Genomic DNA, 22093 nt, shown 5'->3' on the forward strand with positions numbered 1-22093 from the left:
AAACCAAGAAGGCAGATGGAAACACAGCATGACGGGTAAAGACAATCAGATGACTGGCGCCGAGATCGTCCTGCGCGCGCTCAAGGATAACGGTGTCGAGCATATCTTCGGCTATCCCGGTGGGGCCGTGCTTCCGATCTATGACGAAATCTTCCAGCAGGAAGACATCCAGCACATTCTCGTCCGCCATGAGCAGGGTGCGGGCCATGCGGCCGAAGGCTATGCGCGCTCGACCGGCAAGGTCGGCGTCATGCTGGTCACCTCGGGTCCCGGTGCCACCAATGCGGTGACGCCGCTGCAGGATGCGCTGATGGACAGCGTTCCGCTGGTCTGCATCTCCGGCCAGGTTCCGACCTCGCTGATCGGCTCGGACGCCTTCCAGGAATGCGACACCGTCGGCATCACGCGCCCCTGCACCAAGCACAACTGGCTGGTCAAGGACGTCAACCAGCTGGCCTCGATCATCCACGAAGCCTTCCGTATCGCCCAGACCGGCCGTCCGGGTCCTGTGCTCGTCGATATCCCGAAGGACATCCAGTTCGCCACCGGCACCTATACGCCGCCGGATGCGCACAAGGCGCTGAAGAGCTACCAGCCGAAGGTTACCGGTGACGCCCGCGCCATCCAGGCTGCTGTCGAGCTTATGGCCTCTGCCCGTCGGCCGATCATCTATTCGGGTGGCGGCGTCATCAATTCCGGTCCCGAAGCCACCAAGCTGCTGCGCGAGCTGGTCTCGCTCACCGATTTCCCGATCACGTCGACGCTGATGGGCCTCGGCTGCTATCCGGCCTCGGGCAAGAACTGGCTCGGCATGCTCGGCATGCACGGTTCCTACGAGGCGAACATGGCGATGCATGACTGTGACGTCATGGTCTGCATCGGCGCGCGTTTCGACGACCGCATCACCGGCCGCCTCAACGCATTCTCGCCGAACTCGAAGAAGATCCACATCGACATTGATCCGTCGTCGATCAACAAGAATGTCCGCGTCGACGTGCCGATCACCGGTGATGTCGGCCGTGTCCTCGAAGACATGGTCCGCGCTTGGCGCGCGCTGCCGAAGAAGCCTGAGGCCTCGCAGACGGCCGAATGGAATGCCGATATCGCCAAGTGGCGGGCCCGCAACTCCTTCGCCTATACGCCGTCCAAGGATGTCATCATGCCGCAATATGCGCTGCAGCGGCTTTATGAGCTGACGAAGCATCGCGACACCTACATCACGACGGAAGTCGGCCAGCACCAGATGTGGGCGGCCCAGTATATCGGCTTCGAACAGCCGAACCGCTGGATGACCTCAGGTGGCCTTGGCACGATGGGTTACGGCCTGCCGGCCGCGATCGGCGTTCAGGTCGCGCATCCGGATGCGCTCGTCATCGATGTCGCGGGCGATGCCTCGATCCAGATGTGCATTCAGGAAATGTCCTGCGCCATCCAGTACGAGCTGCCGGTCAAGATCTTCATCCTGAACAACCAGTACATGGGCATGGTCCGCCAGTGGCAGCAGCTGCTGCACGGCAACCGTCTGTCGAGCTCCTATACGGAAGCCATGCCTGACTTCGTCAAGCTGGCGGAAGCCTATGGCGCGGTCGGCATCCGTTGCGAAAAGCCCGACGATCTCGACGGCGCGATCCAGGAAATGGTCGAGGTGAAGAAGCCTGTCATCTTCGACTGCCGTGTTGCCAATCTCGCCAACTGCTTCCCGATGATTCCCTCGGGCAAGGCACACAACGAGATGCTGCTGCCGGACGAGGCGACCGACGAAGCGGTTGCCACTGCCATCGATGCGAAGGGCCGTCAGCTCGTCTGACCGGGAGGAAAAAGATCATGAACGCTCATCTTCAGCCGACCGGTTCGGCCTATTTCATCGCCAAGGAAACCTCGGCCATCGAGAGCCACACGCTCTCGGTGCTCGTCGACAACGAGCCGGGCGTTCTTGCCCGGGTCATCGGCCTGTTTTCCGGCCGCGGCTACAACATCGAGAGCCTGACGGTCTCGGAAACGGAGCATGAGGCGCATCTGTCGCGCATCACGATCGTCACGCGTGGCACGCCGGGCGTGCTCGAGCAGATCAAGGCGCAGCTCGAGCGCATCGTTCCGGTGCACCGGGTGCTGGATCTGACAGTGCGTGCCAAGGATCTCGGCCAGGAGCGCCCGATCGAACGGGAAGTGGCTCTGGTGAAGGTCGTATCGACCGGTGAGATGCGGGCCGAGACGCTGCGGCTGGCCGATGCCTTCCAGGCCAAGGTGGTCGACGCCACTGTCGATCACTTCATCTTCGAGATCACAGGTAAGTCCTCGAAGATCGATCAGTTCGTCTCGATCATGAAGCCGCTCGGCCTCAACGAGATCTGCCGCACCGGCATCGCCGCGATGAACCGCGGTCCGCAGGGCATGTAAGGAATTCGGCAATTGCCGAAATGAAGAAAAGGGCGGCCTCGCGGTCGCCCTTTTTTGTTGCCTTGCCTCTTCAGTTCATACCGAGGAGATCGAGGAGGCCCATTTGCTGCGGTGCAGGGGGCAGATCAGCCTCCGCCTTTTTCGGCTTTTCTTTGACTGGTTTCTCGCTGGCCTTTGCCTTCGAAGTCTTCTCCGGTTTGTCAGAGCTTGCTTCGACTTGTGTCAAATCGACCTGCTTCTTCGAGGGCTTTTTGGCCTTCGCTACCGTTTCCTCTGGGGGCAACGCGCCTGCCGTCTCTCCGTCGACGTCCGTCGTGCTCAGCATGGCAGTCAGTGCGTGACGCAGGGTTGCGGGTCTAAGACTGTAGTGGATGTACTGGCCCTTCTTTTCGCCCTCGATGAGTTCGGCATTTTCGAGGATCGATAGGTGCTGGGAGATCGAGGGTTTGGCCATGTCGAAGCGGGCGGCGATCTCGCCGGCGGTCAGGGTCGATTGCGACAGATGCACCAGCATCATGCGGCGGGGATCGGAGGCGAGTGCGTGGAAGACCCGGGAGGACACCTTGTCGATTGCCGGATGTATTTCGGTTTTTCCGCGCTTTGCCATGAGGCCCTCTGTCAGCCGCAGCCTCCGAGGCTGCCATTTGCGAGTTAGGCAATCTCCTAATTTCCTGAGGGGCTGTCGTAAAGCGCTGGAAATGCGGGGGCTGTGGATAGATCGTGATTTTCCGATGCGCGGCTGAGCATATGGCCCCAAGCTTCTCTCGCCTACAGCATTTCCAGCGGCATCTTGCGGGCAGGGGGCGGAAAGGCCGCGTCCAGACGTGACCAGTCTTCATCGGAGATGTCGAGATCGACGGCGTCACGGTTTTCCTGCAGGCGGCGCAAGTTCGAGGTCTTGGGGATGGGAATGACGCCCTCACGCTCGAGTAGAAAGGCGAGCGCCACCTGCGCCGGCGTCGCCTGATAGGCCTTGGCGACGTGGACCAGTTCGGGATGGTGCAGGATCCGTCCCTGCTCAATCGGCGAATAGGCCATGACCGGAATCTGGTGCTCCTGGCACCAGGGCAGAAGGTCGAATTCGATGCCGCGGCGGGAGAGATTGTAGAGCACCTGGTTGACGGCGCAGTTCTTGCCGTCGGCCACGGAGAACAATTCCTCCATGTCCTCGACATCGAAATTCGAGACGCCCCAGGCGCGGATGCGGCCGGCTGTTTGCAGCTCTTCCATCGCCGCCACCGTGTCGTCGAGCGGATGTTCCCCGCGCCAATGCAGGAGATAGAGATCGAGGTGATCCGTACCCAGTCGGTCGAGGCTTGCGTGACAGGCCTTGATCGTCCCATCATAACTCGCATTCCAGGGCAGGACCTTGGACACGAGGAAGGCGTCTTCGCGCCGATCCTTCAGCGCTTCGGCGACGATGCGTTCGGCGCCGCCATCGCCATACATCTCGGCGGTGTCGATCACGGTCATGCCGAGGTCGAGTGCAAGCCTGATGGCATCGATTTCCATCTTCTCGGAGGGGCGGTCTTCGCCCATCATCCAGGTGCCGAAGCCGAGGCTCGGGACCTCTGCACCGCCCGGCAAGGTGACAGTCGGTATGGCGTCATGCATGGTGATACTCCTCGGGGCGGGTTGCGCGAAGGATAGCGAGGTGGTCTTGCGAGGCAAGCGACAAAGTCGCTCTCCTTCGTGTCACCATAACAAGAATGGTGATGGCGTCTGCTCAAAGGACAGATAGGCTGACATAAAAATCCGGGAGAAACATCCATGTCGGTCGATACGCTTCTGGCGCTTGTGGTCTTTGCCTTCGCGACCTCGATCACCCCGGGGCCGAACAACATGATGCTGTTCGCATCGGGGGTCAATTTTTGCTTTCGCCGGACGATTCCGCATATGCTCGGCATTGGTGCCGGGTTCCTCTCGCTGCTGGTCGCGGTCGGCCTCGGTCTCGGCGCAGTGCTCCAAGCCTATCCGCCCGCCTTCCTCGCGCTCAAGGTCGCTGGCGGGCTCTATCTTCTCTGGATCGCTTGGAAAATCGGCTCTTCCCGCACGATGGCCGAGGGGGAGGCTAAGGCGCGACCGATGACGTTCTTCGGCGCTGCCGCCTTCCAGTGGGTCAATCCGAAAGCGTGGGTCATGGCCGTAACCGCCATGGCGGTCTATCCGAATCCCAATCATTATGCTCTGACTGTCGGGATCGTTGCGCTCGTCTTCGCGGCCGTCAATGTTCCCAGCGTTTCCACCTGGGCCGGGTTTGGCTCGGCGCTTCGGGAATGGCTGTCGGTCCCGGTGCGGCTCAAATGGTTCAACATCACCATGGCCGTGCTGTTGGTGCTCAGTCTCTGGCCCATGCTCAACTAGGAAACTGCGATGTCCGGTCACCACCCTGAAGATCACGATCATCATCACGGGCATGATCACCACCACGACAACCGGTATTCCGACATGGAGGCCCGCGTGCGGGCGCTTGAGACCCTGCTGACCGAGAAGGGCCTGATCGATCCAGCCGCGATCGACGCCATCGTCGAGACCTATGAGACGAAGGTGGGACCGATGAATGGCGCGCGGGTGGTGGCCAAGGCCTGGGTCGATCCCGAGTTCGCCGATTGGCTGAAGCGCGATGCGACGGCAGCAATCGCGAGCCTCGGCTATACGGGCCGACAGGGCGAGCATATGCGGGCCGTCTTCAACACGCACGACACCCACAATCTCGTCGTCTGCACGCTGTGCTCCTGTTACCCGTGGTCGGTGCTCGGCCTGCCGCCGGTCTGGTACAAGGCGCCGGCCTATCGGTCGCGGGCGGTGATTGATCCGCGCGGTGTGCTCGCCGAGTTTGGCGTCAGTTTGCCGGAGGCGACGGGCATTCGCGTCTGGGATTCGACGGCGGAGCTTCGTTATCTCGTTGTCCCCATGCGTCCCGCAGGCACGGATGGCTTCAACGAAGAGCAACTCGCCGATCTCGTCACACGCGACTCGATGATCGGCACGGGACTGGCACTCTCACCGGAGGGTTCGCGATGAACGGGCCGCATGATCTCGGTGGGCAGATGGGCTTCGGTCCGGTCGCGCCGGAAAAGGACGAGCCGTATTTCCATGCCGACTGGGAAAAGCGGGCGCTCGGCATCACCCTGTCCTGTGGCGCCTTCGGCGCCTGGTCGATCGACGAGAGCCGCCATGCGCGCGAGAACATTCCGCCTGCGAGCTACTTGGCAGCGAGCTATTACGAGGTCTGGATCCGGGGTATCGACATGCTGCTTCAGCGGCATGGTTTCGCCACAGCCGAAGAGTTGGCAGCGGGGCATTATCTGGAACAGGGCCGCGCTCCGAAGCGGGTCCTGAAAGCCGAGATGGTCGAAGGCGTGCTGGCCCGTGGTGGGCCGTGCGATCGGCCCGTCGACGCGGCACCGAATTTCGCCGTGGGGGATAGAGTTCGCACGAAGAACTTCAACCCGACCGGTCATACGCGCCTGCCGCGTTATGCCCGCGCAAAGACGGGTGTCGTGGAGGCAGTGCAAGGCGGCTTCGTTTTCCCTGATGATAATGCCCATGGTAGCGGCGAGAACCCGCAATGGGTCTATACCGTCGTCTTTACCGGGGACGAGATCTGGGGCGAGGGGGCAGACCCGACGCTTACCGTCTCCATCGATGCCTGGGATAGCTATCTTGAGCGAGTGTGACACGGTGACCGATCTCGCTGAAACGCCCGGCCTGCCGCGTTCGCCCGAAGGTGACCCGGTCTTTTCCGAGCCGTGGCAGGCACAAGCCTTTGCGATGACCGTGCATCTGCATGCACGTGGCGTGTTCAGCTGGACGGAATGGGCGGAGAGCCTGTCTGCCGAAGTGCATCAACCGGGGCGGGCGACTGACGGATCCGACTATTTCAATGCCTGGGTCGCGGCATTGGCCGGGCTGCTTGAGCGCAAGGGGCTGGCCGATCGCGACACCGTCGAGGCCTTGCGCGAAAGCTGGCAGCGGGCGGCGGAGGCCACGCCGCATGGTTCGCCGATCGAGCTCGCCAATGATCCGCTCAGGGGCTGATGTCCATGATTTGTTCTGACTTTCCCGGCTTTGGCCTTGCATCGGGCCAACGAATCCGCGCATGACCTAGGTCATGCAATTCGCGCCCCAGCAAGACGAGGCCCTCAAGGCCGTTTCGAAATGGCTGAAGGAGGGGAAAACCCCGGTCTTCCGCCTGTTCGGCTATGCCGGTACGGGCAAGACGACACTCGCCAAGCATTTCGCCGAACATGTCGATGGCGATGTCTTGTTTGCCGCCTTCACCGGCAAGGCTGCCCAGGTTCTGCGCTCGCGGGGCGCCTCGAATGCTAAAACCATCCATTCGTTGATTTATCGCCCGCGCGGCGAGGAGGCTGTCGAGGACGAGGAAACGGGCAAGACGTCGATCGCGCCGATGTTCTCGATCAACCGCCAGAGCCCGGTCGCCAAGGCCGCACTCATCGTCATCGACGAATGCTCCATGGTCGACGAGGCGCTCGGCCGCGACCTGATGAGCTTCGGCACACCGATCCTGGTGCTCGGCGATCCCGGCCAGCTGCCGCCGGTCTCTGGTGGTGGCTTCTTCACCGACCAGGAGCCGGATTATCTCTTGACCGAGATCCATCGCCAAGCGCGCGACAATCCGATCATCCAGCTCGCGATGCATATCCGCGAGGGCAAGGAGATCATGTATGGCGATTACGGCGATACCGCACGGGTGATCTCGAAGAACGAGGTGACGCAGGATCTCGTGCTCGGGGCCGATCAGGTTCTGGTCGGCACCAACAAGACGCGGCGGCGCTACAACATGCGCCTGCGCGAGCTCAAAGGCTTTACCGTCGATTATCCCCAGGCTGGCGATAAGCTCGTGTGTCTAAGGAACGATCAGGTCAAGGGCCTGCTCAATGGCTCGCTCTGGCAGGTGATGACTTCGTCGCGCGAGACCGTGAAGCCCGGCATCAATCTGCTGATCAAGCCCGAAGACGACGACATGGATCGCGGCGCCGCGAAGATCAAACTGCTGAAGGCGGCCTTCGAGGAGATCGACACCGAGATCCCCTGGTCGACGCGCAAGCGCTACGACGAGTTCGACTACGGCTATGCGCTCACGGTCCATAAGGCGCAGGGCTCGCAGTGGAATGACGTCGTGCTTTTTGACGAGAGCTGGGCGTTTCGCGATACCCGCGAGCGCTGGCTCTATACCGCCGTCACCCGTGCCGCGGAGACGCTTACCATCGTCCGGTAAGCGTTGCCTGGGATCACTTCGATTTCAGGGCGGCAAGCGTTGCCATCAGCGCCATAGTGTCCTTCTCCGATGCCGCGGCAATCGCGGATAACGGTGTCGTGGCGTCGGCGACGGTGAAGCCGGCGAGCTTGAGGGCTGCGATCACATCCGCTTCCCCTCGTCCAAGTAGCGGTGCCACCTGTGCCGGCGTGCCGCCAGCCACCACGTTGATCATGGCGAAAGCCGGATTGCCGGCTGCACCAGTCGCGGTTCCGGTGATCGCCGGCCAGGCGAAGGCAAGGCCAGCCACGAGACAGACACCGAGCGACAGGGCCATCGGCAGCCGCTTGAAATAGGCGAGGAAGGGCCGCCAGTTTTTCCAGACATGCAGGACGAAGGGCAGGATCAAAACCATGCTCAGCCATTCATGCATCTCGCGGAAGGCGGCGGTCCCGGTGTGGAAGAAGAGCGCAATGCCCGAGATCAGGGAGACGAGAAAGAGCCCGGTGGTGAAGGGCGTGGCGTAGCGCGAGAAGATGTTGGGCATAGGGAGGCCTTGGTCGGCGTTGACGATATCCGCTCCTAGCGCTGTCGCATTTCGCCGTCCCGTTAAACTTCCTCCACTATTGATGATGCGCGAGATGAGGGCTGGTCTTCAATTGGCGACCATGCCGAGAAGAACGGCTTTCGCCACGGCCTGGAAGCGGTTCTGGGCGTTGAGTTTGTCGACGATGCTCGCTTCCACGGCACTGACTTCCTCGGTCTTCAGTTCGAGCGTGCGTGCGATCCGGATCGGGGTATAGCCTTCGACCATCAACTGCAGGCAGCGGGCCTCCGTCTCGGTGAGGGGCGGCCCCTTCGGTTCGGTGTTCAGCTGTCCGGTCTCGGCCTCTTCGTGATCGAGGAGGGCGTTCAGTTGCTGGAGCTGTCGATGGATCGTCGAAAGATTGGAGGCCAGCTCACGGCGGCGGGCGAGCAGGGTTTCCTCCAGGATCAGATTGGCTTCGCTCGTCGAGCTGGCGGTTGCAAGCGTCTCGAACAGGTCCTGGATGACTGAAACCGACATGCCGACTTCGCGGCAGACATTGATCAGAGCCATTCGGGCGATTTCGTCACGCCCGTACACACGCATGAGGCCCATGCGCCGCGCGGTGAGAAGGCCCTTTTCCTCGTAGAAATGCAGTGTTCGGTGGGTGACGCCGAAGAATTCCGCCATTTCGGCAATCGCGACCGGCTCCTTTGGCGGGGTTCTCGTCTGGACAAGGTCCGGGAAGAATAATGCCGTGCCAGTCTGACCGGATACGCTGGTGATCGGTTGCAGATGATGTGTTCCGTGCGGCATGTACCCCTCCATGTTCATTGCCAACGCGTCTGCTCAAGCCGATAGTTCGCTCCCTCCTGGTTTTCCGCTCGTCTGGCGGCGCGGAGAATCGTCGTCTCACTGAAGACTATAGTATATTGGAAATACGTGAAGTAAGTTTTCGAAAGCGGAGCCTTGCCCCTCTTGGTGGGGCAGCACAGTTCAGCGGAGCGGGGAAGACAGGGCGATCAGCCTCGTCATCTCTGTGATGATCTCGCTGCTCTGCGCGAGGCCGGCCCATTGCTGCTGGGAGCGACGCGCACTGATATAGGTCTCGTCGGTGCGCTCCAGCGTGTAGCGATAGGTTGCGTCCAGGCACTTCATCTGGCCCGTCGACAGTTCGTTCTTGTGGCAGAAGCGATAGATCGAACCGGGAAGCGTCAGGTTCGCGCCGGCAAAACCGTTGGCGAAGGCGCCGATTTCCAGGCTGTCGCCGTCGGTCTCGCAGACGCTCATGCTGATCGGCACTTCGCTGCCGGAGCGGAGATGGCGAAGGCCGAGCTTGAGCGTGGTGCCGAGGCAGTGCGCCTTCAATTCGAAATGGAGGGGATGCGGTGCTCCGCCTTCGAAACTGGGTTTTTCATTCGGGCCAGCGATGCAGACCGCCCAGAGCCTTGTGCTCCAGAGCCTTGTCGCATTGACGAAGATCGAGGCGATCAGATCGTCGCCGTCGGGACGGCGGATAAAGAGCCGTGGAAGCGAGGCCCTGTCGCCGGCGAGGGCGGGGTTTTCGACCTCGGCGAAGGTAGTCTCGATCAGGTCGAGGTCACGCCCGTGGCTGATGTCGGCTGACGATGCGACGCGGTCATAGACCGGAACATAACCGCCGAGCGGAATGCGAATGCGCAAGGGATCATCGCGTCCTTCGTCGGCATAGAACTGGTTCAACAACTTGCGCAGCTTGCCGGCCTGGACCCGGACCAGCGGATCGGTGCCCGGATCGAAACCATGGTTGCGGCTGAACACGTCGATGCCGATCGTGTAGCCCTTCAGTTGGTGAGACAGGCCAAGCTGCTCCATCTCGACGATGAATTTGAGGAAGGAGCGCAGCCTTTCGGAGCGTGCGAATGTCCTGCTCCGCAACACCCGCTGCAGAGCCTCCGAAACCTGCCCGCTATCGATACCGGTTTCCGTCAACATGCTTGCTCCAACCGCTCCAGGCCGCTTCAGGGGACGCCTGCGCCGTTATCCGACTGTGCGTATTTGTGCGATCCGTCACAATCGAGATCTGACTAAAGGATGGGGGCTAGGCGTCAATACCTTAAAGTCTAGGGGGTGAGCGCGGTTGCCATTCATCAATTTCCCGCATCGGAGCATTTGCGATTCTCGTTGGCCTTCGATAACCCGATGCCGTAAGGATGCCCCAGACCTCTTCATCGCCGGATCATGCTGCCATGCCTGCCAAGCTCTCCGTCAACCTCAATGCCATTGCCATGCTTCGCAACCGCCGGGATCTGCCCTGGCCCAGCGTTGCCCACCTGGGCCGCATTGCCCTGGCTGCCGGTGCCAGCGGCCTGACGGTGCATCCGCGCCCGGATCAGCGGCACATCCGCTTCAGCGATCTGCCGGTGCTGCGGGCACTGATCGACGACGAATACCCGACGGCCGAGTTCAACATCGAGGGCTATCCGAGCGAGGATTTCCTGGCGCTTTGCGAGGTGACTGAGCCCGAGCAGGTCACGCTGGTCCCCGATGACCCGTCGCAGGCGACGTCCGACCATGGCTGGGACCTCGTCGCGCATCAGGATTTTCTCAAGCGTGTCGTGTCACGGCTTCGCGCCAAGGGCATGCGGGTGTCGCTCTTCGTCGATGGCGATGGACGCTCCGAACCGATGGCGCTGGCCAAGGCGACCGGTGCCGAGCGCGTCGAGCTCTATACCGGTTCCTATGGCGGTTGTTACGACAATCCGGACGAGGCTCTGCGTCAGGTCGAACTGCTCGGGCTGACGGCCGATGCCGCCCGCGCCCAAGGGCTCGACGTCAATGCCGGGCACGACCTGACGGTGGCCAACCTGCCGCTCCTGGTGAAGCGCATCCCGCATCTTGCCGAAGTCTCGATCGGTCACGGCCTGACCGCCGATGCCCTCGAATACGGGATGGCCGAAACCGTCCGGCGCTTCTGCCGCGCCTGTGGCCAGACGATCTGAGCGACGGCTAGTTTTATCAGGCAGCCCGCATGTCGCGATTGCCTTCCAGTGCGAAGGTTACGGCCGCTTCGGCATGGATCGTCGTCGAGTCGTAGCCGGGCAGCTGAAGCATGGTCGGGTCGAGGATGAGGCAAATCTCCGTGCAGCCAAGAATGACGCTGTCGGCACCCTCCGCCTTGGCCTGTTCGATGATCGCGTTCAGTTTGCCGCGCGATGCATCCAGAACGCGGCCTGCGCAAAGCTCTTCGAAGATGACGTCATGGGTAACGGTCCGCCCTTCGGCATCCGGCACCATGATCTCGATGCCATGGCGCTTCATGCGCTCGGCGTAAAACGGCTGTTCCATCGTGTAGCGGGTCGCGAGCAGCAGCGGGTGTTTGGCGCCGCCGGCCTTCAGAGCATGGGCGGTTTCATCGATGATGTTGATGAGCGGTACGTCGATCCTGGCCTGCACCTCGTCGGCGACGAGATGCATGGTGTTGGTGCAGATGAGAACGCAGTCGGCGCCTGCCTTTTCCAGGCCAGTTGCGACGTCGCCCAGACGCTTCGCGGCAAGGTCCCAGCGGCCGGCCTTCTGCAGTGCCACGATCTCCGCAAAGTTGACCGAATGCATCAGGACCTCTGCCGAAGTGAGGCCCCCGAGACGGGCGCGAACGGCCTCGTTGACCTGGCGATAATAGACCGCCGAACTTTCGAAACTCATCCCGCCAATCAAGCCAATCGTCTTCATCTGTCGTCTCCGTCATTTGATGCGAAGATGATGATGCGAACCCGGCGCAATTGGGTTGCAATGATGGGATCGAGAACAGCCCTTGGCGCATGACAGTTAGCGGGATATGAGGAGATTGCGCAGATTGTTTGCGCGTTCAGGCGCTTGGGCCGGGGAGATGTGGCGTGATCGACGAAAGAGACAGGAAGATTCTTGATCTGCTGCAGCAGGATTCGAGCATTGCGGTTGCGGATCTCGCTGAGCGCGTGGCCTTGTCAACGTCTGCCTGCTCGAGGCGGATCCAGAAGCTCGAAGAACAGGGCTTCATCGCGCGTCGCATCGTCGTTCTGGATCGCGAGAAGATCGGTGTGCCGACGACCGTCTATGCGCTGGTGAAGACCGCACACCATGCCGACGACTGGATCGAGGCGTTTCGCAAAGCCATCAGCGATATCCCGGAGATCGTCGAGGCTCATCGGCTGACGGGGCATTACGACTATATTCTGAAGCTGGTCCTGCCGCGGGTCGAGCATTACGACGTCGTCTATCGACGGCTTGTCAAACGGGTCGAGCTCTTCGATGTCTCGGCCTCGATCTCGATGGAAACCCTGAAACAGGGTTTGGCCGTACCGGTGGACTACGCCCGATAATCGAGCCTCCATCAAGGGTCGAACGCAAAAAAAAGGCCCCGGGACCGAAGCCCCGAGGCCCACCACGCACCCTTGATTCAGGAAGCGTTGGAAACCGTGCGGTTGACGAGGGTCACCGTCTTGTCGGCATTGACCTTGTAGACTTCGTTGACGTCACGACCACTGCCGTCCGAGAATGTGTGGAAGAAGGTCGAACCGGCGGGTGCCTTTTCCAGCTGAACATTGGCGTTCTCATAGGTGATCGAGCCCGGGATCGGCTGGACGGAAGCGAAGGCTGCCGAACCGGCTGCGAGGGAAATGAGGGCTGCAGAAATGATGGTCTTCATGGTCGTATTCCTTGTGTAGCGTGGGGTTGGCGGCGACTCGGTTGGGGGGAAGGGGGAGAGGGGACCGAGCCGGCCGCCGAAGGGTGCGTCTTTGGGAGGCGCGCTGATTACGAAGCGTTGGAGACAGTGCGGTTGACGAGGGTCACCGACTTGTCGGCATTGACCTTGTAGACTTCGTTGACGTCACGACCGCTGCCGTCCGAGAATGTGTGGAAGAAGGTCGAACCGGCGGGTGCCTTTTCCAGCTGAACATTGGCGTTGTCATAGGTGATCGAGCCCGGGATCGGCTGGACGGAAGCGAAGGCTGCCGAGCCGGCTGCGAGGGAAATGAGGGCTGCAGAAATGATGGTCTTCATGGTGGTATTCCTTGTGTAGCGTGGGGTTGGCGGCGACCCGGTTGGGGGCGGGGGAGAGGGGACCGAGCCGGCCGCCAAAGGGTTTGCGTGCTGGGAGGCGCGCTGATTACGAAGCGTTCGAGACAGTGCGGTTGACGAGGGTCACCGACTTGTCGGCGTTGACCTTGTAAACTTCGCGAACGTCGCGGCCGTCACCGTTGGAGAATGTGTGGAAGAAGGTCGAACCGGCGGGTGCCTTTTCCAGCTGGACGTTCGGGTTGTCATAGGTGATCGAGCCCGGGATCGGCTGGACGGCGGCGAAGGCTGCCGAACCGGCTGCGAGGGAAATCAGGGCTGCAGAGATGATGGTCTTCATGATCGTATTCCTTATCTTGAATTGAGCTGAGTCTCAGGCATTCAGCTCTAGATTGTAGTGATGGGTAGCATCTACCCGTGATGAGGATCGTCTTTTCCTGTCAGTCGTTCGGCATGGAACGGGAGACGAGGGAGACGGTCCGGTCTGCATTCACCTTGTAGATCTCATGGACTTCCGTGCCGTTGAGATAGAAGGTGTGGAAGAAGTTCGAACCGGCGGGTGCCTGTTCGAGCCTTGGCTGCGCACCGCCATAGGTGATTGAGCCTGGGACTGGCTCGATCGCGAAAGCGGCCGAAGCGGCTGCGATGGTGGTCAGGAGTGCTGCTGCGATGGTCTTCATTGTGTTGGCCTTTAGAACCTTGCGTGATCGAACTGCTCGGTTCGATGAGATGTATTTGGCGTATTGCGCTGGGGAAATCAATACCCCTTTGCGCACAATCGAACTGATTGGTTCGGTGGAAGTACCCGGTATCACGGATGATACTTGAAGGATGGATTGAGGAAAAACAGCGGGTTAGGCTTTAAAGACACCGTCATTTAACTATGACATACAACGATTATTTTTTACCTCAATCACCCTTTTGTGACAGTTTGGTGGGCTCCTTGGGGCGTCCGCGGATGCCCAAGACAGCATCTCCTCTCCGAGGCATCTGCATTCTTTTTTCGCAAAACCTGTCTTGACCTCAGCCGTCCCGCGGGACATAAAGCGTGCGAACCGTACCGTACGGTACCAGGAGGCGCCCATGTCCATCGACAATCAGACCTCGGAATTCACGCCGCGTCAGAACGCCGTTCTGGCCGAGGCGCTGCGTCTGCTCGTCGAGGGCGGCGACAAGGCGGTCACCACAGCCGGTCTCGCGCGGGCTGCCAACTGCTCGAAGGAAAGCCTCTACAAGTGGTTCGGCGACCGCGACGGTCTTCTGTCCGCTATGATTTCCTACCAGGCAAGCAAGGTTCGCACATTCGAGCGACCGGGCGAGCGTCTGACGGTCGCGACCCTGACCGATCATCTGGAGGTCTTTGCCCGCGATCTGCTCGAGGTTCTCGCCGGCGATGTTTCGCTCGCACTCAACCGTCTCGCCATTGGCCAGTCGAGTCGCGACGGTTCGAAGCTCGGTACGTTGCTTCTGGAGCGTGGTCGCCGGCAGATCGATCGCCGTGCACGGGCGCTGCTCGATGCCGGCCAGCGCGATGGCTTGCTGCGCTTCGGCGACGGCGAGGAAGCCTATCGCATCCTTTACGGTCTGATCGTCAGCGATCTGCATGTGCGCATGCTGCTCGGCGAGGCGCCGCAGACCCACAAATTCGGCGCTCGGGCGACGAAGGCGGTTGCCGCCTTTCTCGCTCTCTACGGCACCGACCGCCTATTGGCGGGCCTCGACGGGGCATCCCGTTCCGGCTCGCCGACCAACAACATCCACCACAACTGACAAAGCATAGGGAAGGACACTACAATGCGCGTCTATTACGATCGTGATGCCGACTTGAACCTGATCAAGTCGAAGAAAGTTGCCATCATCGGCTACGGTTCGCAGGGCCGTGCCCACGCGCTGAACCTGAAGGATTCGGGCGCCCAGAACCTCGTCGTTGCCCTGAAGGCCGGCTCGCCGACCATCAAGAAGGCAGAAGCCGACGGCCTCAAGGTCATGACGGTTGCCGAAGCTGCTGCATGGGCCGACCTGATGATGATGGCGACCCCGGACGAACTGCAGGCCGACATCTATAAGGCTGACATCGCACCGAACATCCGTGACGGCGCCGCCATCGCCTTCGCGCACGGCCTCAACGTCCATTTCGGCCTGATCGAGCCGAAGTCGACCGTCGACGTCGTCATGATCGCGCCGAAGGGCCCTGGCCACACGGTTCGCGGCGAATACCAGAAGGGCGGCGGCGTTCCTTGCCTCGTTGCCATCCATCACAACGGTTCGGGCAATGCTCTTGAACTCGCTCTCTCCTACGCCTGTGGCGTTGGTGGCGGCCGTTCGGGCATCATCGAAACCTCGTTCAAGGAAGAGTGCGAAACCGACCTCTTCGGCGAACAGGTCGTTCTCTGCGGCGGTCTGGTCGAACTGATCCGCGCCGGTTTCGAGACTCTGGTCGAAGGCGGCTACGCGCCGGAAATGGCCTATTTCGAATGCCTGCACGAAGTGAAGCTGATCGTCGACTTGATCTATGAAGGCGGTATCGCCAACATGAACTACTCGATCTCCAATACGGCCGAGTGGGGCGAATATGTCACCGGTCCGCGCATCATCACCGCTGAAACCAAGGCTGAAATGAAGCGCGTCCTGCACGACATCCAGACCGGCAAGTTCACCTCGGACTGGATGCAGGAATACCGTGCCGGTGCTGCCCGCTTCAAGGGTATCCGCCGCATGAACGACAGCCACCAGATCGAAGAAGTCGGCGCCAAGCTCCGTGGCATGATGCCGTGGATCGCCAAGAACCAGCTGGTCGACAAGTCCCGCAACTGATCGTCATCTCCAGAGTTGAACAAGAGGCCGGAGAGGGAAACTTCTCCGGCTTTTTCTTGTCCGCGTGGCGCGCTCAGGCGGAACCGACCAGCCGCTCGGCGTGATCGGCGTCGCAGACCCGGTCCCGTCCTTGGGCCTTGGCCTCGTAGAGCCTGCGATCGGCAAGGGCGATCAGGTTTCGCTCATCGTCATCAGGGCCCGCTATTGCCACGCCGATGCTGACCGTGAGGTTCGTCGATCCGCCATCGGACGTCGAAAGGAAGAGCGAACCCACACGCCGGCGCAGATCTTCGGCGAAGACGCCGGCCTGCAGGGCATGGTCACCCTGCAAGACGACGGCGAATTCTTCACCGCCATAGCGTGCTGCCGTACCGTCGACGTCCCGCATGCGGGCCGCGAGGACCTCTGCCACCACCTGCAGCGCTGCGTCGCCCGCCTGGTGGCCCTGGGTGTCGTTGAAGAGCTTGAAGTGGTCGATGTCGATCAGCAGCAGCGCCAGCGCTTCGCCCTGATTGCGATATCGACCGAGACGACGGCTCAACTGCTCGTCGAAACCACGCCTGTTGCTAAGGCCCGTCAGGGCGTCGGTCACGGCATGGCGGCGCAATTGCTCGTTGGCATCAGTGAGTTTCTCGTTGCTGTCGGCGAGCGCCGCAACCAGCGTTCGGGTCTTCTTCTCCGCCGCCAATCGTCTCTCGTCCATGGCGATCAGTCGGATCATGTAGCTGGCGAGAAAGCCGACATAGGCGAGGCAGATCGGCACCATGATCCAGTTGCCTTCGCGCACCGCGACCAGGTTGATCGAGGCGATCATCACGAGAATGACCAGAAGGGTGGAGCGGGGTGCCATGTAAGCGCGTGCGGCGCTCGACTGGAGGATGCCGCAACCGATGGCGAGGATGACGACCTTCGTGTCGGGGCTGCCGCCGCTGTAGAGGATGGCAAGAGAGGCGCCCCAGGCAAAGCCCGACATCAGGGAAACGAGGGTGAAGAGCTTGAGCCATTGCTGCGCCGTGTCAGACGGCTTCCGCCGCCGGAAATGGAAGTCGGCGACGCCCCGCATGCTCACCTGCAGCGAGAGGATCGCCAGCACGACCGAGACCTCAAGGGTCCGACCCTCCATAAAGGGAAGGATTGCGGCCGACAGGATCGCGACGGCTGCGACGATGTGGGGGAAAATATGGAAAAGAGTGCCCAGATGCTCCCAGGGCGGATCCGTTTCATTGTCGATGCCGACCATCGGCAGGGTAAGCTTTCGCATCGGCAAGTGGCGGGTCCTTTCACTGTTGCGGACACTATAGAGCGAATCATTTCGCGTTTTAGGCTTGCCTGAAGAAACAGCAGAAACATGGTTGCCAAACTGTAAAATGGAGGGTCTTATCTCGATATGTCAGTATTGTTGACCTATCGAGGTTTTCGTGGTCTGCTGCCTCAAATAACGACAAGACCTGAGGAAACGCCCATGCTGAACTGGGATCACGTCTTCGCCACGCGTTCGTCGCGCATGCGCGCGTCTGAAATTCGAGAGCTCCTGAAACTTCTCGACAAGCCTGACATCATTTCGTTTGCAGGCGGTATTCCGGATCCGGCGCTGTTTCCCGAGCGGGAGTTTGCCGAGGCCTATGCAGGCCTGTTTGCCGATGGCAAAGCCGGCGGTGCCCTGCAGTATTCCGTATCGGAAGGGTATCTGCCGCTGCGTTCATGGTTGAAGGATGAAATGGGGCGGCTCGGCATTGCCTGCGAGCTCGACAACATCTTCATCACGTCGGGATCTCAGCAGGCGCTCGATTATCTCGGCAAGCTGTTTCTGTCGCCCGGCGACACGGCGCTCGTGACTTGGCCGACCTATCTCGGCGCGTTGCAGGCCTTCAACGCCTACGAGCCAGCCTATGATCAGCTCTCGATCGGCAATCGGACGCCCGAGAGCTACAGGGCGGAGGCTGAGGCCGAGGGGCGTGCCGTGAAGTTTGCCTATCTCTCCACCGATTTCGCCAATCCGACGGGGCAGACCGTGAGCCTTGAGGAGCGGCACCAGATCCTCGCTCTGGCAGACGAACTCGACATTCCGGTGATCGAAGACGCGGCCTATCAGCATCTGCGTTATGACGGCGAGGCCATTCCGCCGATTTTGGCGCTCGACATTGCCCGCAGCGGCGGCATCGACGCCTGCCGGACCATCTATTGCGGCAGCTTTTCGAAGACGCTCGCGCCCGGCCTGCGCGTCGGCTATGTCGTGGCGGCCAAGCCGGTCATCCGCAAACTGGTGCTGATGAAGCAGGCCGCGGATCTGCATTCCTCGACGATCAACCAGATGGTTGTGGCCGAGGTGGCCGCAAAGCACTTTCCGGCACAGATTGCGAAGATACGGACAGCTTACGTCGCCCGCCGCGATGCCATGCTGGCGGCGCTTCAGAAATACATGCCTGAAGGTACCGAATGGACGCGGCCGGAGGGCGGGATGTTCGTCTGGGTCACGCTACCTGAGGGCATGGACGGAGCCGAACTGCTGGCGCGATCCGTCGAGACGGAAAAGGTGGCTTTTGTGCCGGGACAGGCCTTCTTCGCCGATCGTTCGGGTGCCAATACGATCCGGCTCTCCTATTCCTGCGCGAATGAAGCGATGATCGAGGAGGGCATCCGGCGTCTCGGCCGGCTCGTCGGACATGCGCTGGCACGCGCGGCCTGACCGGGGGTGAGCGGCGAGGCGTCAGCCTCGCTTTGGGTTGCGGCGGCGGAGCGGGCGTGATTGACTGCGCTTGATCCACCTCCCGCGCCGCTCCTCATTCCCGGGTGCTCATGTCCATTCGCATTGCGACCTTCAATATCGAGAACCTGATCGCCCGCTTCGATTTCACCGGTTATCGCAACCAGTTGAAATCGGACCGCGTGCTGAAGCTGTTCGAGATCAAGTCGGAAGCCGACTATCAGCGGCTCGAGGCCGCTCGAATCGTCTCTTCCACCGACGACACCCGGCAGCTCTCGGCGCTGGCGATCGCCGACACCAATGCCGACATCCTGTGCCTGCAGGAGGTCGACAACATGGAGGCGTTGAAGGCCTTCGAATATGGTTATCTCTTCCGCATGATCGGCTCGGGCTATCGGCAGAAATATCTGGTCGAGGGTAATGACAGCCGCGGCATCGATGTTGCGGTGCTGATGCGCGAAGAAACCCGCGACGGCCAGCCGATCGAGTTGCGCGACGTCATCAGTCATGCCGCACTCACCTATCACGACCTCGGCCTATATCATCCGGGCCTCGGGGAGCGGGTCCGGCCGGACGACCGCATCTTCAAGCGCGACTGCCTCGAACTCGATTTGCGCGTCGGAGGTCGTCCGCTGACGGTCTATGTCGTGCATTTCAAGTCGATGACCAATGGCCGGGACGGGACGGACGGTCGTACCTCGACCATGCCGATCCGCGAAGCCGAGGCAAAGGCGGTGCGACACATCATCGAGAATAGGTTCGGCCCGGACAATGCGTCGCGGCGAAACTTCGTGATCTGCGGTGACATGAATGACTACCGGGAGCGCGTCGATGTCATCGGAGATCGCCGCTCTGGATATGAGTATGTGCATCGGCCGGATCTGCCGAGTGCGCTCGATGTGTTCTCGCATGACGCTTTTGCGGAAAACCCGATGCTGAGACGGGATGCGCTCGATCGCTGGACGCTCTATCACGCGCGTGGCCCCGAAGAGCAGCATTTGTGTCAGCTCGACTATATCTGGCTGTCGAGGGGCCTGGCTCAGGCCAATCCGATGGCAGTTCCGGAGGTGATCCGCAACGGTCAGCCTTTCCGCACGCCCTTTCCGCCGGGGCAGGACGTCGAGCGCTATCCGCGCATAGGCTGGGACAGGCCCAAGGCGTCCGACCATTGCCCGATCGCGATTACCCTGCATCTGCCATGAGCGATCTCTTGACTGACGAGGTTGGCCTGCCGGCCGATGGCAGCCTGCATCCGGTTCGCTCGCTGGCGCTCCGGGTGGCAGCCGACCCGCATCCGCTGGACCTCACTCAGAGCACTGCCATCTCTGCCAATTGGGAGCGTGAGGTGACGGCAAACCCGGCCTTTTTCAACGGCCGGATGATTCTGCAGCGCCAGATCCGATACCGCGACGGTCATCTCGAGGCGCTCGGCCATGTGTCGAACTTCGCGACTTTTCTCTGGTGGCGGCGCCAGCCGGAGCTTGCCGGTGCCTGCCACCTGTTCGGCTATCCCGTCCTCGTCTCCTCCGATGGGGCGCTGATCGCGGTCGAGATGGCGCCGCATACCGCCAATCCCGGACAGGTCTATTTTGCGGCGGGTTCGCTCGACCTGTCTGATGTCGTGGACGGGGTATGCGACATCGAGGGCAATATGCGGCGCGAGGTCATGGAGGAAACAGGGCTCGATCTCGATCTGGCCCGTGCAGATCCGGTGCTATACGCCAGCTATCGGTCCCGACGCCTGACCCTTGCCCGCGTTTTTACCTTTTCCGAAACGGCCGAGGTGCTTGTTGAGAGGATCGATGCCTTTGCGCGCGACTGCCCGGAGCCCGAGATTTCCCGGGCCGTGGTGATCCGGACCGGCGATCCGACAGCGCATCGCTATGGAGCCGCCATGCTGCCGGTTCTCAGCTGGTACTTTCAACAGCAGGGATGATCCGGGCTCGGCTTGCCTTGACGTTTCGCCTCGGGCAGTGTGTGCCGCGAGCGTGACCTTCAACGGAGATAGGCCCGTGGCGAGACAGTATGCCATCTACGACGTGTTCACCGACCGCAAACTGGCGGGCAATCCGCTCGCTGTCATCTTCGACGGGGACGGCCTATCCGACGAGATGATGCAGACCATCGCCGGCGAGATGCACCTGTCGGAAACCGTTTTCGTCCAGCCCGCCGATCATGCCTCGCACACGGCGCGCATCCGGATCTTCACCCCTGGCCGGGAACTGCCCTTTGCCGGGCATCCGACGGTGGGCACCGTGATCGCGCTGGCAGAACGGGCCTATAGCGGCGAGGCCGCCAACATGGATCTCGTTTCCGTGCTCGAGGAGACCATCGGTCCGGTGCGCTGTGCAGTCAGGGTTCGGCCGGGAGAGGCGAGCTTTGCCGAATTCGACCTGCCGCGTCTGTCGAGCCGCCATGAGCTGCAACTGGATCGGCAGGGGCTTGCCGATGCATTGTCGGTCAAGGCCAGCGCCATAGGTTTCGAAAACCATCTGCCGATGGTCTGGAGCGCCGGCGTGCCATTTCTTCTCGTGCCGCTGCATGATGTCGCGACGATCGAGAGCGTCGAATTCGACCCGCAACTGTGGGAACGCGTGGCACCGATGAGCGAGGGACGCTTGACGTCGGCTTACATCTATTGTCGCGGCGGAGTTCACCATGCCGCAAAATTCCATGCGCGGATGTTCTCGCCCGATATGGGCATTCACGAGGATCCGGCGACGGGCTCTGCGGTGGCCGCGCTTTCAGGCGCCATCCATTATTTCGACGCGTTGCCGGACGGTCATCACCCGATGATGATCGAGCAGGGTGTGGAGATGGGACGGCCTTCCTACATTCACCTGCATATCGATGTGAAGGATGGCGCAGTCTCGCGGGCGCGGATCGGCGGTCAGGCCGTCCGATTGGCAGTCGGAATGCTCGACCTTTGAAAGGATTGGATATTTCCCGCTTTTTGAAATTTTTTTGACCAAAGGGCCAAGAATTTTTGCAGGGGCGCTAGACAAGGTCGCTTATCCTGTTTATACGCCCGGTCACGCCACCGGAAACGGGGCGGACGAGACCGGAAACGGTGTCAGGCGGGTGATTAGCTCAGTTGGTAGAGCAGCTGACTCTTAATCAGCGGGTCGTAGGTTCGAGCCCTACATCACCCACCAAATCCTTCATCAAAACAATATGTTGGTCGCAGGCGCTCCAGGGTGCTCGGCGTTTTTGGCGCGCCTTCTCTTCACTCCTGTCGGATGATCTTCGGCACGGTACATCGCGCCGCACCACTTTTTCTGATCGATGCCCGAACCGGCATTAGCCGGCTATCGAAATCTCGTATCGAGAATTGCGCTGACGCTTGCGCCCTCAATCGTCGGGGTTCGCCATACGTTCTCAAGTGCCGTCG

The 22093-nt window shown here is 61.1% G+C and carries 26 protein-coding genes and 1 tRNA gene; 16 read left to right on the plus strand and 11 right to left on the minus strand.

Going from position 1 to position 22093, the window contains the following annotated elements; all coding sequences use genetic code 11:
* The first annotated feature begins 28 nt into the window (after window positions 1-28).
* Window positions 29-1807, plus strand: coding sequence for an acetolactate synthase 3 large subunit (locus QWE_RS10015; protein ID WP_040299929.1), 1779 nt, complete (start codon window positions 29-31; stop codon window positions 1805-1807).
* A 17-nt stretch (window positions 1808-1824) separates the two neighbouring features.
* Window positions 1825-2397, plus strand: coding sequence for an acetolactate synthase small subunit (gene ilvN / locus QWE_RS10020; protein WP_006725998.1), 573 nt, complete (start codon window positions 1825-1827; stop codon window positions 2395-2397).
* A 70-nt stretch (window positions 2398-2467) separates the two neighbouring features.
* Here ilvN and QWE_RS25895 read toward each other — a convergent pair whose 3' ends face one another.
* Together QWE_RS25895 and QWE_RS10030 are read right to left on the minus strand one after the other, a co-directional pair.
* Entirely contained in the window at window positions 2468-3004 is a 537-nt protein-coding gene (locus QWE_RS25895; protein ID WP_006725999.1) for a metalloregulator ArsR/SmtB family transcription factor, read from the minus strand.
* 161 nt (window positions 3005-3165) lie between these two features.
* Window positions 3166-4011, minus strand: coding sequence for an aldo/keto reductase (locus QWE_RS10030; protein WP_006726000.1), 846 nt, complete (start codon window positions 4009-4011; stop codon window positions 3166-3168).
* A gap of 156 nt (window positions 4012-4167) precedes the next feature.
* On the opposite strand from QWE_RS10030, the gene QWE_RS10035 reads away from it, so the two are divergent.
* From QWE_RS10035 to QWE_RS10055, 5 genes are all read left to right on the plus strand, one after another.
* Complete coding sequence (locus QWE_RS10035; protein WP_006726001.1) at window positions 4168-4761, plus strand: LysE family translocator; 594 nt, start codon at window positions 4168-4170, stop codon at window positions 4759-4761.
* A gap of 9 nt (window positions 4762-4770) precedes the next feature.
* Complete coding sequence (gene nthA / locus QWE_RS10040; RefSeq protein ID WP_006726002.1) at window positions 4771-5421, plus strand: nitrile hydratase subunit alpha; 651 nt, start codon at window positions 4771-4773, stop codon at window positions 5419-5421.
* Window positions 5418-6077, plus strand: a complete 660-nt coding sequence (gene nthB / locus QWE_RS10045) for a nitrile hydratase subunit beta (protein ID WP_006726003.1) — start codon at window positions 5418-5420, stop codon at window positions 6075-6077. The genes nthA and nthB overlap by 4 nt, the downstream gene beginning before the upstream one ends.
* Window positions 6064-6438, plus strand: a complete 375-nt coding sequence (locus QWE_RS10050; RefSeq protein ID WP_040299931.1) for a nitrile hydratase accessory protein — start codon at window positions 6064-6066, stop codon at window positions 6436-6438. The genes nthB and QWE_RS10050 overlap by 14 nt, the downstream gene beginning before the upstream one ends.
* A 73-nt stretch (window positions 6439-6511) precedes the next feature.
* Window positions 6512-7642: an ATP-dependent DNA helicase gene (locus QWE_RS10055; protein WP_006726005.1), complete on the plus strand. Its 1131-nt coding sequence runs from the start codon at window positions 6512-6514 to the stop codon at window positions 7640-7642.
* A gap of 13 nt (window positions 7643-7655) precedes the next feature.
* On the opposite strand, the gene QWE_RS10060 is transcribed toward QWE_RS10055, so the two are convergent.
* From QWE_RS10060 to QWE_RS10070, 3 genes are all read right to left on the minus strand, one after another.
* A complete protein-coding gene (locus QWE_RS10060) occupies window positions 7656-8168 on the minus strand; it encodes a DUF4405 domain-containing protein (protein WP_006726006.1) in 513 nt (170 codons plus the stop codon).
* 108 nt (window positions 8169-8276) lie between these two features.
* Entirely contained in the window at window positions 8277-8963 is a 687-nt protein-coding gene (locus tag QWE_RS10065; protein ID WP_006726007.1) for a MerR family transcriptional regulator, read from the minus strand.
* Between the two features lie 180 nt (window positions 8964-9143).
* The gene (locus QWE_RS10070) at window positions 9144-10121 is read right to left on the minus strand and encodes a hypothetical protein (protein WP_006726008.1); all 978 of its coding nucleotides are present in this window, start codon (window positions 10119-10121) and stop codon (window positions 9144-9146) included.
* A 254-nt stretch (window positions 10122-10375) separates the two neighbouring features.
* On the opposite strand from QWE_RS10070, the gene QWE_RS10075 reads away from it, so the two are divergent.
* Window positions 10376-11128, plus strand: coding sequence for a pyridoxine 5'-phosphate synthase (locus QWE_RS10075; RefSeq protein WP_006726009.1), 753 nt, complete (start codon window positions 10376-10378; stop codon window positions 11126-11128).
* 16 nt (window positions 11129-11144) lie between these two features.
* Here the strand turns inward: QWE_RS10075 and QWE_RS10080 are convergent, their stop codons facing one another.
* On the minus strand, window positions 11145-11858 hold the full coding sequence (locus tag QWE_RS10080; RefSeq protein WP_006726010.1) for an aspartate/glutamate racemase family protein: 714 nt from the start codon (window positions 11856-11858) through the stop codon (window positions 11145-11147).
* A gap of 164 nt (window positions 11859-12022) precedes the next feature.
* Between QWE_RS10080 and QWE_RS10085 the strand changes: the two genes are divergently transcribed.
* Window positions 12023-12487 (plus strand): Lrp/AsnC family transcriptional regulator, encoded by a 465-nt coding sequence (locus tag QWE_RS10085; RefSeq protein WP_006726011.1) that lies wholly within the window; start codon window positions 12023-12025, stop codon window positions 12485-12487.
* Window positions 12488-12564: 77 nt separating this feature from the next.
* Here the strand turns inward: QWE_RS10085 and QWE_RS10090 are convergent, their stop codons facing one another.
* From QWE_RS10090 to QWE_RS10105, 4 genes are all read right to left on the minus strand, one after another.
* Window positions 12565-12813 (minus strand): hypothetical protein, encoded by a 249-nt coding sequence (locus QWE_RS10090; RefSeq protein WP_006726012.1) that lies wholly within the window; start codon window positions 12811-12813, stop codon window positions 12565-12567.
* A gap of 107 nt (window positions 12814-12920) precedes the next feature.
* Complete coding sequence (locus QWE_RS10095; protein WP_006726013.1) at window positions 12921-13169, minus strand: hypothetical protein; 249 nt, start codon at window positions 13167-13169, stop codon at window positions 12921-12923.
* A 106-nt stretch (window positions 13170-13275) separates the two neighbouring features.
* Window positions 13276-13524, minus strand: coding sequence for a hypothetical protein (locus QWE_RS10100; protein ID WP_006726014.1), 249 nt, complete (start codon window positions 13522-13524; stop codon window positions 13276-13278).
* Window positions 13525-13624: 100 nt separating this feature from the next.
* Window positions 13625-13864, minus strand: coding sequence for a hypothetical protein (locus QWE_RS10105; RefSeq protein ID WP_006726015.1), 240 nt, complete (start codon window positions 13862-13864; stop codon window positions 13625-13627).
* Between the two features lie 403 nt (window positions 13865-14267).
* Between QWE_RS10105 and QWE_RS10110 the strand changes: the two genes are divergently transcribed.
* Together QWE_RS10110 and ilvC are read left to right on the plus strand one after the other, a co-directional pair.
* Entirely contained in the window at window positions 14268-14954 is a 687-nt protein-coding gene (locus QWE_RS10110) for a TetR/AcrR family transcriptional regulator (RefSeq protein WP_006726016.1), read from the plus strand.
* 24 nt (window positions 14955-14978) lie between these two features.
* Window positions 14979-15998 carry a ketol-acid reductoisomerase gene (ilvC, locus tag QWE_RS10115; RefSeq protein WP_006726017.1) on the plus strand — a complete coding sequence of 340 codons (1020 nt, stop codon included), beginning with the start codon at window positions 14979-14981 and terminating at the stop codon, window positions 15996-15998.
* Window positions 15999-16071: 73 nt separating this feature from the next.
* Here ilvC and QWE_RS24385 read toward each other — a convergent pair whose 3' ends face one another.
* Complete coding sequence (locus QWE_RS24385) at window positions 16072-17259, minus strand: GGDEF domain-containing protein (RefSeq protein ID WP_006726018.1); 1188 nt, start codon at window positions 17257-17259, stop codon at window positions 16072-16074.
* A 201-nt stretch (window positions 17260-17460) separates the two neighbouring features.
* Here QWE_RS24385 and QWE_RS10125 point away from each other — a divergent pair, with 201 nt between their 5' ends.
* The 5 genes from QWE_RS10125 (at window position 17461) to QWE_RS10145 (ending at window position 21857) form a co-directional block, all read left to right on the plus strand.
* Window positions 17461-18684 carry an aminotransferase-like domain-containing protein gene (locus tag QWE_RS10125; RefSeq protein ID WP_006726019.1) on the plus strand — a complete coding sequence of 408 codons (1224 nt, stop codon included), beginning with the start codon at window positions 17461-17463 and terminating at the stop codon, window positions 18682-18684.
* 110 nt (window positions 18685-18794) lie between these two features.
* Entirely contained in the window at window positions 18795-19904 is a 1110-nt protein-coding gene (locus QWE_RS10130; RefSeq protein ID WP_006726020.1) for an endonuclease/exonuclease/phosphatase family protein, read from the plus strand.
* The gene (locus QWE_RS10135; RefSeq protein ID WP_006726021.1) at window positions 19901-20638 is read left to right on the plus strand and encodes an NUDIX hydrolase; all 738 of its coding nucleotides are present in this window, start codon (window positions 19901-19903) and stop codon (window positions 20636-20638) included. The genes QWE_RS10130 and QWE_RS10135 overlap by 4 nt, the downstream gene beginning before the upstream one ends.
* 76 nt (window positions 20639-20714) lie before the next feature.
* Window positions 20715-21632 carry a PhzF family phenazine biosynthesis protein gene (locus QWE_RS10140; RefSeq protein ID WP_006726022.1) on the plus strand — a complete coding sequence of 306 codons (918 nt, stop codon included), beginning with the start codon at window positions 20715-20717 and terminating at the stop codon, window positions 21630-21632.
* A 149-nt stretch (window positions 21633-21781) separates the two neighbouring features.
* Window positions 21782-21857 (plus strand) — tRNA-Lys (locus QWE_RS10145).
* Window positions 21858-22093 lie beyond the last annotated feature (236 nt).

Origin of the sequence: Agrobacterium albertimagni AOL15, from assembly GCF_000300855.1 — a bacterium.
Classification (GTDB): domain Bacteria; phylum Pseudomonadota; class Alphaproteobacteria; order Rhizobiales; family Rhizobiaceae; genus Allorhizobium; species Allorhizobium albertimagni.